Below are 13,622 nucleotides of genomic sequence, written 5' to 3' on the forward strand. Positions count from 1 at the left end.
AGATCAGTAGCCCGGCGGCGGCAGTGCGGCGTTGGGGTTTCGCTGGAACCACTCGACATCCTCGTTGACGCGGTCGAGTTCGTCCTGCACATCGCGCTGATCGCGGCGGATGTCGTGCATGTCGTCTTCGAGATCCTCGATCCGCCGGCGCAGTTCCGACCGGTCACCGTCCTTGGCATCCCTCAGCTTGTCGGAAAGCTCATCGATGCTTGTCTCCTTGGAGCTATAGTCGTTCTGCATCGAGCTGAGGCGCGCCTGCAGCCCATGCTGCTTGCTGCCGAGGCCGAAGCCGCGCAGGAAACCGGGTGCGGTCTGGGGCGGGCAGACATTGGCGTAGCCGCTGCCCGCCTGGCCGCGCGCAAGCCCGCTGAGCGGCGTGCAGTAGCGCACCAGGCCAGTCTGATATCCCTGAAACCAGATCGTCTGATCGGGCACGATCTTGACCCGCTCGCAGGATTTCGCATGTGCGGCGAAGCGTTGTTGCGGCTCGTGGCCTGCTGCCCCGTCGCTCTCGCCGATCACCCGCCAGTCGGCGGCGACGCATTCCTCCTTGGACAGCGTGTTGCAGGAGACAAGGAAAAGGCCAAAGCCGATGGTGGCGGCAAGCGCAAGAAACGAGCGGATCATGGCGTCCCGGGTAAGATGAGGAGTGCGATGCCGCAGCTTAGCCGCAGGACAAGCCCGCGTCACCGGAGCAGCGACGCGAATTTGCAGTTTTCATGGCTTTTTTCTGTCAAAATTACGGCAGCGCAGACTGCGTCAGAGCAGCGGGGCCAGCCGCAGCGTATCCAGATCCTTGGCAAGCATCAGCGCCAGCGCCTCGACCGCCAGATTGTGGTCATCGCGCTGCGGCAGTCCTGAGACGGTGACGGCGCCGATGCAGCCGGTGCCCTTGACGTTGATCGGGAAACTGCCGCCATGTGGCGCATAGTCTGCGCCGGAAAGCCCGTTATCCTCGACCGTCTTGCCATCCTTCTGCAGCTTCAGGCCGGAGGCATAGCTGCTGCGGAAATAACGCAGCACCATATTGCGCTTGCGGCGGACCCAGTTGACGTTGTCGGGCGTCACACCCGGGAGTGCCGCATAGAAGACCGGCATCGAATGCAGGGTCACGTCGATCGCGATGCCGAGGCCACGCTCGGTGGCGAGTTCCTGCAGGAGCTTGCCGAGCTGCCATGCCGTCGTCAGATCAAAAGCGTCGAAGCTTAGGACTTTCTCCTGCTCCGCGATCCGGCTGAGATCGTCCTCGATTGTCATGATGAGCGTTCCTCTTGCGCGATGATCCGTGCAGACCATTCTCGCGGGGAGCAAAAAAGTAAAGCAAAAACTTGGACCTATCCCTGGAGCAACTCCAGCAAAACTGCGCCGCGGTTTTGCGTCCGCAATTGCGCGAAGACAAAGAGATAGAGCATTTTCATCACTCCGAAGAAAACGGAAATGCTCTATGTCAGAGCTTCGGCGTCAGCATCTCGAAGCGGTCGCGGGTAGTGGCGCAGGTATCGCCGCCAAGCCTCGCAATGGCATCCACCGCGGCCGGATCGACATGCAGCCGTTCAGGATCGACCACGCCGTCGCGATAATGCGCGTAGACGATCTCGCCCATGACGATCTGCCGCGACCGGCCGAGCTCCAGCGTCACGTGCCGCTTGCATTCGAAGGCGGCCGGCGCCTCGGCGATAAAGGGCGAGGCCACCTTCTCGCCCGGCATCGCCGTCAAGCCCGCTTCCTTCAACTCGTCGACGCCGCGCGGATATTTGGCGCCGCAGACATGCATCGCCTCGGCGATCGCGAAGGAGACGATATTGACCGTGAACACCTCGGTCATGCGGATATTGTGGCCGGTATCCTTGAACGACATGTCGACATTGTTCTCGACCCCGATCGCAAGGATCGGCGGATCGGCCGAGAGGCAGTTGAAGAAGCTGAAGGGTGCGGCGTTGATCCGGCCGTTTTCGTCGACCGTCGTCACCAGAGCGATCGGGCGCGGAATGATCGTGCCGATCATCAGCTTGTAGCGTTGGCGCTCGGTGAGCTGTTGGAAATCGAAGGAAACGGACATCGTTCAGCCGACCTTCAGGACCGGCGAGAAACCGCTCATCGCCCCGGTGAAGGGTTTCGGCAGCGGCGACGCGTAGGAGCCGCGCTTGCTGGTGGAAAGCCCGAGCGACACCAGCGCTTCGGCCTGCTTGACGGCGGCGGCGACACCGTCGACGACAGGCACGCCGTAGATCTGCTGCAGTTCGCGCGCCAGATCGGTCATGCCGGCGCAACCGAGCACGATCGCCTCGGCGCCGTCTTCCAAAAGCGCCCGCTCGATCTCGGCCCTGAGCTTGCCGATCGCGCCCGAGGCCGGATCTTCCAGTTCCAGCACAGGGATGTCTGAGGCGCGCACCTTGGCGCGGTCGCCCATGCCGTAGCGGCGCACCAGATTGTCGATCAGCACCCGCGAGCGCTCCAGCGTCGTCACCACGGTGAAGCGCTGCGCCAGGAAACCAGCCGTCACCACGGCGGACTCGCAAAGCCCGAGGATCGGCACATCGGCAAAGGTCCGCGCCGCTTCGAGCCCGGTATCGTCGAAGCAGGCGATAACAGCCGCGTCATAGCCTACACCCTGCCGTTCCCTGAGTTCGGCGAGCAGGCCGGGAATCGCTAAGGCCCCGTCGTAGTGCCCTTCGATGGAAACCGGCCCCATGCGCGAGGTGGCCGCGATGATCTCCGTGCCGGATGCCGCCACCGCGCGCGCGGCGGTGGCGGCTTTCTCGGTCATGGAGGCCGTGGTGTTCGGATTGACGATGAGGATGCGCATGTCAGTTTATCTTTGCCTGCCGCCGGCTGAGCATCGTCATGATGCCGAGTGCGATGAGAATGATGGTGAAGGAAAACAGCGTCGTCACGGTGCCGAGCGCATAGAGCACCGGCGTCGTGACGTTGGTGGTCATGCCGTAGATTTCAAGCGGCAGCGTGTTGTAGGTGCCTGATGTCATCAGCGTGCGGGCGAATTCGTCATAGGAGAGCGTGAAGCCGAACAGGCCGACGCCGATGAGGCTCGGCGCGATCATCGGCAGCACGACATGGCGGAACGTCTGCCAGGAGCTGGCGCCGAGGTCACGCGCCGCCTCTTCATAGGCCGGCGAAAAGCGGTTGAAGACGGCAAACATGATCAGCACGCCGAACGGCAGCGTCCAGGTGAGATGCGCGCCGAAGGCCGACGAATACCAGGCGGGCTTCAGCCCTCCCTCCTGGAAAACGACGCCGATGCCGAGCGAGATGATGATCGACGGCACGACAAGGCTTGCGACCGTGGCATAGAACAGCGCGGTCGAACCGCGGAAACGGCGGCGGAAGGCAAGGCCGGCGAGCAGTGAGACGACGACGGTCACCGCCATCACCATCAGCCCGAGGGTGAAGGAGCGGCGGAACGAGGCGCCGAAATCGCCGACCGCCTGCTTCTCGAACAGATTGAAGAACCAGTGCGTGGAAATACCGTTCATCGGGAAGGTCAGGCCGCCGTCCGGCCCCTGGAAGGAGAGGATCAGGATCGCCGAAAGCGGGCCGTAGAGAAACAGCACGAAGATGATGAAGAAGAGCGCCAGCAGATAGAATTCCAGGCCGCGTTTTTCGTGGCTCATCTCAAAGCTCCTTGCGGATGTCGACGACGCGCAGGATGGCCGCGACCATCAACAGCACGACGGCGAGCAGCACCACTGCATTGGCGGCAGCGGCCGGATATTGCAGCAGCGACATCTGGTTCTTCATCATCAGCGCCACCGAAGCGCTCTGGCCGCCGGACATCACCTGCACCGTCGAAAAGTCAGCCATGACGAGCGTGACGACGAAGATCGTGCCGATCGCCATGCCGGGTTTGGCGAGCGGGAAGACGACGTTCCACAACACCTGCCAGCCGGAGGCGCCGGCATCGCGCGCCGCCTCGAACAGCGATCGGTCGATGCGCATGAGCGTGTTGAAGATCGGCGTCACCATAAACAGCGTATAGAGGTGCACCATGGCGAGCACGACGGCGAAATCGGAATAGAGCAGCCATTCGATCGGCTGCGGGATGATGCCCATCTTGATCAGCGTCGAATTGACGAGGCCGTTGCGCCCGAGCACCGGGATCCACGAGATCATGCGGATGATGTTCGAGGTCATGAACGGCACGGTGCAGACGAGGAAGAGGATCATCTGCGTCGAGGTCTTGCGGACGTGGAAGGCCAGGAAATAGGCGACCCAGAAACCGATGACGAGCGTCAGCGCCCAGACGATCGCAGTGAATTTCAGCGTGTTGAGATAGATCTTCCACGTCACCCACGAACCGAGCGTGTCGGTGTAGTTCATCGTCAGGAAATCGGGATAGAGACCGGCAAAGTCGTAGTCCCAGAAGCTGACGACCGCGATCATGGCGATTGGCAGCAGGAAGAACAAGCCGAGAATGACGAACAGCGGCGTCGCCTGGAGATAGGAGATCGCCGATGGGGAAAGCCTCAGTCCGCGCCCGCCGCGCGCGCCCTGGCCATCCTCCTCCGTTTCCGCTGCGATGGTCGCCATGATCCGGTTCTCCGTTCTGATTACGTCAAGTGGAACGAAGGTGCGTGCCGCCCCCTCATCCGCCTGCCGGCACCTTTGCCTGGGTCGAGCCACTGGTCTCGACCCGTCCTTTCGGCCCCCCACTGGGGAGAAGAGATTCGCGGCAGCGCCTAGACTACCGCGAACTTGATTTTGTCTCACGACGTGGCCACGGACTCCCTCTTCTCCCCAGCGGGGAGAAGGTGGCCCGAAGGGTCGGATGAGGGGGCGGAGCGAAGCGACGTCTTGAGCATCGCGAAAGACAGTAGCTCTCCGCCCTCTCGACGTGGATCAGGCAGCGATGAACTCGTTCCAGCGACGGACCATGTAGCGGTCCTCGTCCATGACGGAGTTCCAGCAGGCGACAGCACCCATGCGGGCTTCGAAGGAACCGCCGTCGCGAACGGCACCGGCCTTCTCCATGACCTTGCCCTCGGGAGACAGAATGTCGCCGGCAGCCGGCTTGCCTTCGATCCAGTAGCCCCATTCGTCGGCCGACATGAATCCCTTGGCGGTGTCCATGCAGGCGGAATAGTACCCTTGGCGGTTGAGATAGCCGCCGACCCAGCCGGACGTGTACCAGTTGATGTATTCATAGGCGGCGTCGAGCTGCGCGCCCTTGAGGTGCGAGGCGAGACCGAGACCGCCGCCCCAGGCGCGGTAGCCTTCCTTGAGCGGCTGGAAGGTGCAGGCGATACCCTTCGAACGGACGGCGGCGACAGCCGGCGACCACATCGACTGGATGACCACTTCGCCCGACGCCATCAGGTTCACCGACTCGTCGAAGCTCTTCCAGAAGGCGCGGAACTGGCCGTCGCCCTTGGCCTTGATGAGGAATTCGATCGTCTTGTCGATTTCTTCCTTCGTCATGTTGCCCTTGTCGGCATATTTGATCTTGCCGGAAGCTTCCATGATCATCGCCGCATCCATGATGCCGATCGACGGGATGTTGAGGATCGCGGTTTTGCCCTTGAAGGCGGGATCGAGAATATCGGCCCAGCTGGTGATCGGACGGCCGGTGAGATCAGGACGGATGCCGAGCGTGTCGGCATTGTAGATGGTCGGAACCATCGTCATCCACTGCGTCGGCTCCTTGGCAAACTTCTTGGAATCCTGCGCTTCGACGAAGCCGACCGTGTGCGGCGCCGTGCCCTGGGCGATGACGCTGTCTGCCTTCAGTTTGCCGTTGATGAACAGCGGCACGATCTTGTCGTAATATTTCAGCTTCTTGACGTCCATCGGCTGCATCACGCCGGTCGGGAACACCTTCTTGGCGATCCAGTATTCGACGTCGGCAATGTCGTAGCTGTCAGGCTGGGTGACGGCGCGCTGGGCGGCGGCGTCGGAATCGGTTGCCGTCATCTCCAGCGTGATGCCGAGATCGGCCTTGCACTTCTCGGCGATGGCATTGATGTTCGAAACGCCGGTGCCGAACTGGCGAAGCGTGATGTTCGTCTGCGCCCAGATGGTGGGAAAGCCGGTGATGGCGCCGGAGCCGGCGATGGCGCCGACGGCAGCAGCACCCGTCTTCAGCAGCGTGCGGCGGGAAAGCCCCTTTTCCGCCTTGGTCGATGTCGTTTCAGTCGTCATGTCAGTTCCCCTTTTCTTGGATGGAAGGTTCAGTGTTCTTGATGGTGATGGCTCATGCGGAAGAGCGGCCGAGAAGCACGGCATCGTCGAGCGCCCAGCTGAGCGAGACGGTGTCGCCGACGGCAACCGGCCGGGCGAAATAGTCGCCGTCGTCGGCAATGACGGTGAAGTCGTCGCTGCCGGCGCCGAGGACGGTAATCTTCACGGAAGAGCCGCGATATTCGATGTTGGAGACGATACCGTCGAAGCCGAGCGTCCATTCGGTCGCCACCTGCAGGCGCACGCGGTCGGTGCGGATACCGATATCGATGGGCTCGCCGACTTCCCTGCCCGTCCCGCGCACGGAAAAGCTCTGACCTTCCGGCACGGTCATGACGAGCACGCCGTTCTCGTTCGACGTCACCCGGCCGGACAGCACATTGTGGTCGCCCATGAACCGCGCGACGAAGGCGGTCGCCGGCCGCTCGAAGACCTCGCGCGGGGCGGCCGCCTGCTCGATCCGGCCGTCATTCATGATGACGATGACGTCGGCGAGCGCCATCGCCTCTTCCTGGCTGTGGGTGACATGCACGAAGGTGATGCCGAGCGACTTCTGCAGCTTCTTGAGTTCGGCGCGCATGCGGATCTTCAGGAACGGATCGAGCGCCGACAGCGGCTCGTCGAGCAGCAGCGCTTCCGGATCGGTGATCAGCGCGCGCGCCAGCGCCACGCGCTGCTGCTGGCCGCCGGAAAGCTGGGCCGGACGCCTATTGGCATAGGCCTCCATCTGCATCAGCTTCAGCATTTCGAGCGCCTTGGCCTGCCGCTCTTGCCTATCGATACCCTTCATCTTCAGGCTGAAGGCGACGTTGTCGATCAAATCGAGATGCGGGAAAAGCGCGTAGGATTGGAACATCATCGCCGTGCCACGCCTGGCCGGCGGAAAATCGGTGACGACCACATTGCCGAGGCGAATATCGCCCGACGAGATGCTCTCGTGGCCGGCCATCATGCGCAGTGTCGAGGTCTTGCCGCAGCCCGATGGGCCAAGAAAGCAGCAATAGGAGCCGGCGGGGATCTTCAGGCTGATCGCATGGACCGCCGTCGTCGCGCCATAAACCTTCGAAACGGATACTATATCGATCTCTGCCGCTTTCGACATCATGCCTTCCCCTGTTCGGAAAAGACGATGCATCTGCCGTGCCAGACTCCGATGCTTGCAGCAAGCCATTGCGAAATAATGATTTTATCAACACCGCAATGGAGAGAGCAAATTATAGGCGCAAAGCGATCTGCACATGATTTAGGCTATCGTGCGCAATTTGTGCAAAACATCGTATACAATCCGATTGCAATTTCGGGGACAAATTCTGTTTAACTTTACCACGAAGCCGGGTATGGTTTGCCGACCATCAGGAAATAAATTTCATGAAATCCGCCGCCAAGGCTCAGCAGGCCGAAGACTCCGCCGAAACCGGCGCGCAACAGATTCGCGATGCCATTCGCGAAGCGATCGTCGAGCGCAGGCTCTCGCCCGGCACCAAGCTTTCAGAAAGCGATGTCGGCAATCTCTTCAACGTCAGCCGCACGCTTGCGCGCGCCGCCCTGCAGGCGCTCTCCTATGAAGGCCTTGTCAGCGTCGAGAAGAACCGCGGCGCCTTCGTCGCCTATCCCTCGCCCGAAGAGGCTCGCCAGATTTTTTCCGCCCGCCGCCTGGTCGAGCCAGGCATATTGCGCGAGGCGGCGGCGCGGATCACGCCTGACGATATTAGCCATTTGCGACAGCTTCTGCTGGAAGAAGGCCGCCTGATGAGCGAGCGCGGTCAGACGGCGCGCCGCGCCGAAATCAAGGCATCGGGCGATTTTCATCTGATGCTGGCGGCCATATCGGGCAATTCGATCATGCAGCGCTTCATGGAAGAGCTCGTCGCCCGCTCCTCGCTGGTGATTGCGCTCTACGGGCAATCGACCGCATCGAGCTGCGGCCATTCCGAACATGGTGACATAATCTCGGCAATCGAAGCCGACGAACTCGACCGCGCCTGCCAGCTGATGCTGCACCACATCACCCATATCGAGGCCGATCTCGACCTGCGCGAACGCAAGAGCCTGGGTCTCAAGGAAGCCTTCGAACTCTGAACATGCAAAAGATGCGGGCGCGGATGCTTCCCGCGCCGCGCTTCAAACGGACTCTCGAAACGCTACCAGGGCGTCTTCTTCGGCAGCAATTCAAAAGCCGCGAAGATATCCTCGGCGGTCATTGGCTCGCTCGAGCGCAGCTTCACGATTCCGTCCCGTCCGAGCAGGATCAGCCCGAACTCGCCGGACGGCGGTCCCTGCAGCCGATTGCGAATATCGTCGGCATCGAGGTCCCAGTCATCGTCGAACAGCGCAAACGCGCCGCCGCCAGCAATACTGAACACCTCGACGTCTTCCTCGATCAGGCGCATATGCGCCTTGCGCAGCCATTCATCCTGGATGAGCGCGCGGTCATCTTGCGCATCGGCGAAGATGATCAGCACTCGTTTTCTGTCGCGAAACTGCTCCAGCGATTGCGGAAGCTCAGGCTCACGCCTGGGAGTACCGATGATTTCATGAACAAAAGATTTCAGCATGGTGCTCATTCCTCGGCCATCGCTTGATGTGGCCGTGCCTGCCGGATTAAACGGCTGGCAATAAGCGAGGTTCCGCCAAAAGCGGAAAAGGATCGCAGCCATGGCCGCGATCCTTATTCTATCAGTCGCGGCCCTGGTCTTCGGACGCGTGGGCCGACACGGCGACGAGATCCGCAGCCCCGGTGACGAGAAGGCGCTTGCGCACCAAAACGCGCATGACACGCGCCGCCGTCGAGAAGGTCATCTGGTCGAGCGGGCCTTCGCCCTCCCACGGCTTGGTCAGCCGTTCGGTGACGGCGCCGACGATGTTCATCGGCACGATGTCGGTGCATTCGCGCATGGCTTCAAAAACGAAGCTGATCGGCATGACCCGTCCTTCGTAGGTCACGATCGGTTCGGTCAATTCGCTGTCCCATTCCTCGAAGGCATAGAGCGCTTCGCGAAACAGCTGCTGGAGGTTAAACGGCGCGTGGCCGTCATGAAGTGGCGGCAGTGCATTCATCATGTCTGTCTCCTCTTGATGGGTTGAAGCCAAAGTCCTCCGGTCTCGGTCGCGCCAACGCGGGGAACGGAACATTTCGCTGCCCCTGCGAACCGAATAACACTATTGATTCTATAGAGTAACGCGCCGGCGTAAAGCCCATTTATCCGCCACCGCGGAAGCGATTTCCATAACACCCTGATATTCTTGCGTGTTTTAGACGAAATTTTCTCCGCGCACACCAGCCTTAAAAATCTATGCCACCCGCCTAGGATCGCTCCGAAATGGCACGGCGAGGGCGAAAAAACCCTGAAAACTCACGGAACTTTTGTAGCTGTAATTTGTTTTGTTCTCACAATTCGCAACACACACTGGGGTTACCACCAATGACGCAAATCCGTGAACCGGAGCGCCGCAGCAGGATCCTGCGCGGCCGCCCCTATAGCCTTGATGAATTCGCCTCCAAATATGGCCTCCGAAACGAGCAGGCAGAAAGCCTGTTCACCCGTTTCGGGCCGTCCTCGATCGAACTCGACCTGCTGATGGCAGCCAAGCGCCGGCCGCCGGTTCTGCAGGACGGAATTGCCGAATAGCACTTTTGACGAATGGAATAGAGAGATGAGCGATAGACGCCACGAATGGATCAGCAAACGGGCTTACGCGATCTGGGAGGAACAGGGCCGGCCTGATGGCCGCGGCGACGAGCACTGGCGCCAGGCCGTTGCCGAACGAGACGCGCTGGAGCGCACGCAGGCCTCGTCCGATGGTCGCGAGGTCCTGGTGAAGTTTCGCCCGAAGCCGCAACGGCCCGAAGCGCCATGCGCCGGCTGGTTCAGCCCAACCGCAAACGTCGGCTGAACCCTTTCTCACACCGGACCGGGCCGCTTAATCCGTACAGGATGAAGCGGCCCAATCGCGGCGAATCCCGTGGCTCAATCCCCTGCGGGATCGCGCCGCTCGATGCCAGATCGAGCAACTCAGTCGAACCTTAACCGGAAGCGCGCCTGAAAATCTCCCTGCCACCACATCGGGAAATTGGTTCCCCATTTATTGTTGTGCAGATTGAAGCGAATGCCAGAGCCGAAGTCCGGCCGCGTCCTATAGAACGTCATGAAATCTGAGCCTTGCGGCGCAACGAGCGGCGCATCGAAGGTTTCGATTGTCAGCAGGCCATCGACAAGATCACCGCGTGCTGCGGTCACAGCCTGCAATTGCCCGCCGCCGCTCGTCGCAATGTTCCCGGATCGATGCCAGAGGCCCATCTTGCGGAAATTCCAGTCCCCGTCACCCTCAGGCGTGAAGGAGAGGAAGCTTGCCTCCGGCATGCGGTTGGCCGGCTTGTCGTGCAATGTCAGGCTGAGGTTCAGGCGATCGCCCTCGGCGATGAAATGCAGCATCACATGCGGCGGCGCGCCATATTTCTGCACCGCCACTGCCGGCATCGACAGAAGGATGCCCGCCCCATCAGTCGCTTCCAGCGCCGGCAGAGAAACCTTCGAAAGTGCTGCCCCGGACCGCGCAAGCCCCGGCTTGTCATGGTCGAGCACCGCCCATTCCTGGCGATGGGTCAGGTAGGTCTCCATGTGCCTGTTAACGTCGCCGGCATCGTAGCTCTCATATCGATAGGCGATCAGCGAGCCGTTGCGGCCGGAGATCGTCCGGCCGGAGGGCGAGGTGATTTCGGCGACATCGCCGCTCGCACCGTCGAGCGCGATCGACCAGCCGCCGGCCTGCAGGCGGAGCTCCCGCCCGCCGCCCTCGATCACGGCAGGCGTGGCGAATTCGGCAAGCACCGCCTGGGCCGCCTGCCGGTCCGTCTCGTCAAGCTGCGAGACCGCTTGGTCGAGATAGGCCCGCTGCTCGTCCCACGAGGCTTCGGTATAGGCGAAGCGATAATCGGATCGGCGCGCGGCCTCAAAATCGGCCCGCGACCACGCCTTATCGTCGCGCAGATAGGATTTGATATCGACGCCGCAGGTATGCTCGGCCACCATCGCCAACCCGCGCCCGAAGGCGAGACGTCGCGCATCGAGCCCATCCGCCGCGAAACGGTCGTAGAGCCGCTGCAGCGCCAGGAACCGCGCCGTCTTCACAGGATCGCTGCCGCTGCCATGGATCCAGCTGTCGCCGAGTTCCAGCTCGACCACAGGGAAGCGCTCACGCTCGTCCCAAAGAATGGCGCCGTAATCCTCGAGCGTCGCAGCGCGGATGATCGCATCCGGCTCACGGGCGCGTAATTCGCGATAGGCTTCGGCCGTCTGCGGCACGCTCTGCGGCCCCATATTGTCGTTGGTATGGGCAAAGCTCAGCCCGTCCTCGAAACCGTCGGGGAAACAGGTCTCGCCATAGGAGCGCTGGTACATGACGACCACCTCCTCGCCGCCGGGCGCCCGCCAGCGGAAGATGTCGGGCACATCGGGCGGCGGTGAGGCCGTATTGACGCCGAGATGCAGGAAGCGGATGCCCGCCTCGGCAAGCAGCGGCACCATGCCGAGCGTATGGCCGGGCACATCGGTCATCTTCGCCGCGATCGTCGTCTTGCCGAAGCGCCGGTCGAGCTCCTGCGAATAGGAAAGCCCGGCCCGGAAAAGGTCGGGCGACATCAGCTCCGTATGCGTGGTGAACGGCAGGCCGTGCCAGCGGATCAGCCCGCGCTCAATCGCCTGTTCCAGCGCTGCCACCTCTCCCGCCGAGCGCGAATTCAGATGGTCCCAGATCAGCCATGCGCCCGTCGTCCAGATGAATTTCGGCTCGTCGGGATTTTCGGCATGAAAATGCTTGGCGGTCTCGATCGCCTGCGGAATGAAGCGCTCGTGATATTGCCGGCGGACTTTCTCGGCATGGTCGGTAAAGCCGATATCGAGGTGGGTCTTGAAGACCAGATGCACACGCTTTTCAGTCATTCCATTCCACACATCGGTGATGATACCCGAAATTCTGCCAGCGCTACAAAGGCGCGACGGAATGTAACCGTTTCCACAAACACCATTGCTCCTGCCACAAACGCTCCGTCAACCGTTTTGGAACAGATCGATGAAATAATGCGGATTTCTTAACCATAGATCCAGAACGCAGCGTCCGATCCTTTCGCCATCAAATCGAATCACGACATGAATGAAGACGTGTTCATCGGCAATTTTGGAGGAAAGGCGGTGGGATTTCCCTGCCGACTGGCGCGGGTGCCCCGCCCAGATTGCGGAGAAAAGGCTGGTCGTTCGGGGAAGGCCGATCGTCAGAAAGCGTTGCTTTCCTGGCAGAGCGCCCGGTGGACCTCGGTCCAGAACAGCGCCAGCGGCGTGTCACCGTTGCGTTCGGCAACGAGGGCGCGAATCAGCGCTTCGGAGCCTGCCATGTCCTGCCAGCTGGATTTCAGGCCCTTGGCGGCCTGTTGGCATTCGGCAATCTCGAATGGTCTCTTGCTGTCCATATGAGGTCTCCTCATGACAGGCGCTAGCAGGTGGGACCCGGATTGTCATTCCCCGCATATGTGGGGATGCCTTGTATTTATGACAGCGCTCGCGGTAGGATTGAGGGGATTGGGGCAGTGGAAATGATTGAGAATACCTACAGCGAAAAGTTCGAGTCCGCTTTCGAACAGATCAAGGCCGCGGCCAATGTGGATGCCGCCATCCGCATTCTCCAGACGGAATATGGCCTCGATTTCGTCACCTACCATCTCGCCCAGACGATCGCGGCCAAGATCGATTCGCCCTTCGTGCGCACCACCTATCCGGATGCCTGGGTCTCCCGCTACCTCTTGAACAGCTATGTGAAGGTCGATCCGATCGTCAAACAGGGCTTCGAACGCCAGCTGCCCTTCGATTGGAGCGAGGTCGAGCCGACGCCCGAGGCCTATGCCATGCTGGTCGACGCCCAAAAGCACGGCATCGGCGGCAACGGCTACTCCATTCCAGCGTCGCCGACAAAGCGCAACGCCGTGCGCTCTTGTCGCTGAATGCCCGCATCCCGGCCGAGGAATGGACCGAACTCGTCCGCCGCTGCCGCAACGAATGGATCGAGATCGCCCATCTGATCCACCGCAAGGCCGTCTACGAGCTGCATGGCGAAAACGATCCGGTGCCGTCATTGTCGCCGCGCGAAATCGAGTGCCTGCACTGGACGGCGCTGGGCAAGGATTACAAGGATATTTCGGTCATCCTCGGCATATCGGAGCACACCACGCGCGATTATCTGAAGACTGCCCGCTTCAAGCTCGGCTGCGCCACCATTTCGGCGGCCGCCTCCCGGGCCGTTCAATTGCGCATTATCAATCCCTAGCGCATCGGCCCGCAAAACCGCGGCTTTGCGCGACATGCTCTGCCCCCCTCATCTGGGGGGGCCCATCTGAGGGAATTTCCGATCCGGCCCGCATGAACCATTCTGCTTTCCACGAA

15 protein-coding genes and 1 pseudogene are annotated in these 13,622 nt (G+C 61.4%); 4 read left to right on the plus strand and 12 right to left on the minus strand.

From position 1 onward, the window contains the following. Positions 1 to 3: 3 nt before the first annotated feature. The 8 genes from AC245Y_RS15165 to AC245Y_RS15200 form a co-directional block, all read right to left on the minus strand. The gene (locus AC245Y_RS15165) at positions 4 to 627 is read right to left on the minus strand and encodes a DUF2799 domain-containing protein (protein ID WP_012758340.1); all 624 of its coding nucleotides are present in this window, start codon (positions 625 to 627) and stop codon (positions 4 to 6) included. Between the two features lie 132 nt (positions 628 to 759). Then, complete coding sequence (locus AC245Y_RS15170; protein ID WP_012758341.1) at positions 760 to 1,257, minus strand: heme-degrading domain-containing protein; 498 nt, start codon at positions 1,255 to 1,257, stop codon at positions 760 to 762. 190 nt (positions 1,258 to 1,447) lie between these two features. Then, complete coding sequence (locus AC245Y_RS15175; RefSeq protein WP_012758342.1) at positions 1,448 to 2,059, minus strand: flavin reductase family protein; 612 nt, start codon at positions 2,057 to 2,059, stop codon at positions 1,448 to 1,450. 3 nt (positions 2,060 to 2,062) lie between these two features. After that, positions 2,063 to 2,806: an aspartate/glutamate racemase family protein gene (locus tag AC245Y_RS15180; RefSeq protein WP_012758343.1), complete on the minus strand. Its 744-nt coding sequence runs from the start codon at positions 2,804 to 2,806 to the stop codon at positions 2,063 to 2,065. Between the two features lies 1 nt (position 2,807). After that, positions 2,808 to 3,629, minus strand: a complete 822-nt coding sequence (locus AC245Y_RS15185; RefSeq protein WP_012758344.1) for an ABC transporter permease — start codon at positions 3,627 to 3,629, stop codon at positions 2,808 to 2,810. Position 3,630: 1 nt separating this feature from the next. Next, complete coding sequence (locus AC245Y_RS15190; RefSeq protein WP_012758345.1) at positions 3,631 to 4,545, minus strand: ABC transporter permease; 915 nt, start codon at positions 4,543 to 4,545, stop codon at positions 3,631 to 3,633. Between the two features lie 309 nt (positions 4,546 to 4,854). Then, positions 4,855 to 6,153: an ABC transporter substrate-binding protein gene (locus AC245Y_RS15195; protein ID WP_012758346.1), complete on the minus strand. Its 1,299-nt coding sequence runs from the start codon at positions 6,151 to 6,153 to the stop codon at positions 4,855 to 4,857. 52 nt (positions 6,154 to 6,205) lie between these two features. Continuing rightward, positions 6,206 to 7,294, minus strand: a complete 1,089-nt coding sequence (locus AC245Y_RS15200; RefSeq protein ID WP_020487011.1) for an ABC transporter ATP-binding protein — start codon at positions 7,292 to 7,294, stop codon at positions 6,206 to 6,208. Between the two features lie 266 nt (positions 7,295 to 7,560). On the opposite strand from AC245Y_RS15200, the gene AC245Y_RS15205 reads away from it, so the two are divergent. Continuing rightward, positions 7,561 to 8,271: a GntR family transcriptional regulator gene (locus tag AC245Y_RS15205; RefSeq protein ID WP_012758348.1), complete on the plus strand. Its 711-nt coding sequence runs from the start codon at positions 7,561 to 7,563 to the stop codon at positions 8,269 to 8,271. 62 nt (positions 8,272 to 8,333) lie between these two features. Here AC245Y_RS15205 and AC245Y_RS15210 read toward each other — a convergent pair whose 3' ends face one another. Continuing rightward, complete coding sequence (locus AC245Y_RS15210) at positions 8,334 to 8,747, minus strand: DUF4174 domain-containing protein (RefSeq protein ID WP_017994755.1); 414 nt, start codon at positions 8,745 to 8,747, stop codon at positions 8,334 to 8,336. Positions 8,748 to 8,868: 121 nt separating this feature from the next. Continuing rightward, positions 8,869 to 9,252, minus strand: a complete 384-nt coding sequence (locus AC245Y_RS15215) for a BRA0787 family protein (protein ID WP_012758350.1) — start codon at positions 9,250 to 9,252, stop codon at positions 8,869 to 8,871. A 362-nt stretch (positions 9,253 to 9,614) separates the two neighbouring features. Between AC245Y_RS15215 and AC245Y_RS15220 the strand changes: the two genes are divergently transcribed. Next, the gene (locus tag AC245Y_RS15220) at positions 9,615 to 9,821 is read left to right on the plus strand and encodes a hypothetical protein (protein ID WP_012758351.1); all 207 of its coding nucleotides are present in this window, start codon (positions 9,615 to 9,617) and stop codon (positions 9,819 to 9,821) included. Positions 9,822 to 9,846: 25 nt separating this feature from the next. Continuing rightward, entirely contained in the window at positions 9,847 to 10,086 is a 240-nt protein-coding gene (locus AC245Y_RS15225) for a DUF2934 domain-containing protein (RefSeq protein ID WP_012758352.1), read from the plus strand. Positions 10,087 to 10,205: 119 nt separating this feature from the next. On the opposite strand, the gene AC245Y_RS15230 is transcribed toward AC245Y_RS15225, so the two are convergent. Beyond that, positions 10,206 to 12,131, minus strand: a complete 1,926-nt coding sequence (locus AC245Y_RS15230; RefSeq protein ID WP_012758353.1) for a DUF5054 domain-containing protein — start codon at positions 12,129 to 12,131, stop codon at positions 10,206 to 10,208. A gap of 329 nt (positions 12,132 to 12,460) precedes the next feature. Next, a complete protein-coding gene (locus AC245Y_RS15235; RefSeq protein ID WP_012758354.1) occupies positions 12,461 to 12,655 on the minus strand; it encodes a hypothetical protein in 195 nt (64 codons plus the stop codon). A 123-nt stretch (positions 12,656 to 12,778) separates the two neighbouring features. On the opposite strand from AC245Y_RS15235, the pseudogene AC245Y_RS15240 reads away from it, so the two are divergent. Further along, positions 12,779 to 13,506 (plus strand): annotated as a pseudogene (locus tag AC245Y_RS15240) (LuxR family transcriptional regulator). Positions 13,507 to 13,622 lie beyond the last annotated feature (116 nt).

This window comes from Rhizobium sp. SRDI943 (genome assembly GCF_057653695.1).

Coding starts and splice junctions, on each gene's coding strand:
- AC245Y_RS15225 (WP_012758352.1), top strand. CDS start 9,847: ATGAGCGATAGACGCCACGAATGGATCAGCAAACGGGCTTACGCGATC.
- AC245Y_RS15215 (WP_012758350.1), bottom strand. CDS start 9,252: ATGATGAATGCACTGCCGCCACTTCATGACGGCCACGCGCCGTTTAAC.
- AC245Y_RS15190 (WP_012758345.1), bottom strand. CDS start 4,545: ATGGCGACCATCGCAGCGGAAACGGAGGAGGATGGCCAGGGCGCGCGC.
- AC245Y_RS15230 (WP_012758353.1), bottom strand. CDS start 12,131: ATGACTGAAAAGCGTGTGCATCTGGTCTTCAAGACCCACCTCGATATC.
- AC245Y_RS15165 (WP_012758340.1), bottom strand. CDS start 627: ATGATCCGCTCGTTTCTTGCGCTTGCCGCCACCATCGGCTTTGGCCTT.
- AC245Y_RS15180 (WP_012758343.1), bottom strand. CDS start 2,806: ATGCGCATCCTCATCGTCAATCCGAACACCACGGCCTCCATGACCGAG.
- AC245Y_RS15175 (WP_012758342.1), bottom strand. CDS start 2,059: ATGTCCGTTTCCTTCGATTTCCAACAGCTCACCGAGCGCCAACGCTAC.
- AC245Y_RS15205 (WP_012758348.1), top strand. CDS start 7,561: ATGAAATCCGCCGCCAAGGCTCAGCAGGCCGAAGACTCCGCCGAAACC.
- AC245Y_RS15235 (WP_012758354.1), bottom strand. CDS start 12,655: ATGGACAGCAAGAGACCATTCGAGATTGCCGAATGCCAACAGGCCGCC.
- AC245Y_RS15195 (WP_012758346.1), bottom strand. CDS start 6,153: ATGACGACTGAAACGACATCGACCAAGGCGGAAAAGGGGCTTTCCCGC.
- AC245Y_RS15200 (WP_020487011.1), bottom strand. CDS start 7,294: ATGTCGAAAGCGGCAGAGATCGATATAGTATCCGTTTCGAAGGTTTAT.
- AC245Y_RS15220 (WP_012758351.1), top strand. CDS start 9,615: ATGACGCAAATCCGTGAACCGGAGCGCCGCAGCAGGATCCTGCGCGGC.
- AC245Y_RS15210 (WP_017994755.1), bottom strand. CDS start 8,747: ATGCTGAAATCTTTTGTTCATGAAATCATCGGTACTCCCAGGCGTGAG.
- AC245Y_RS15170 (WP_012758341.1), bottom strand. CDS start 1,257: ATGACAATCGAGGACGATCTCAGCCGGATCGCGGAGCAGGAGAAAGTC.
- AC245Y_RS15185 (WP_012758344.1), bottom strand. CDS start 3,629: ATGAGCCACGAAAAACGCGGCCTGGAATTCTATCTGCTGGCGCTCTTC.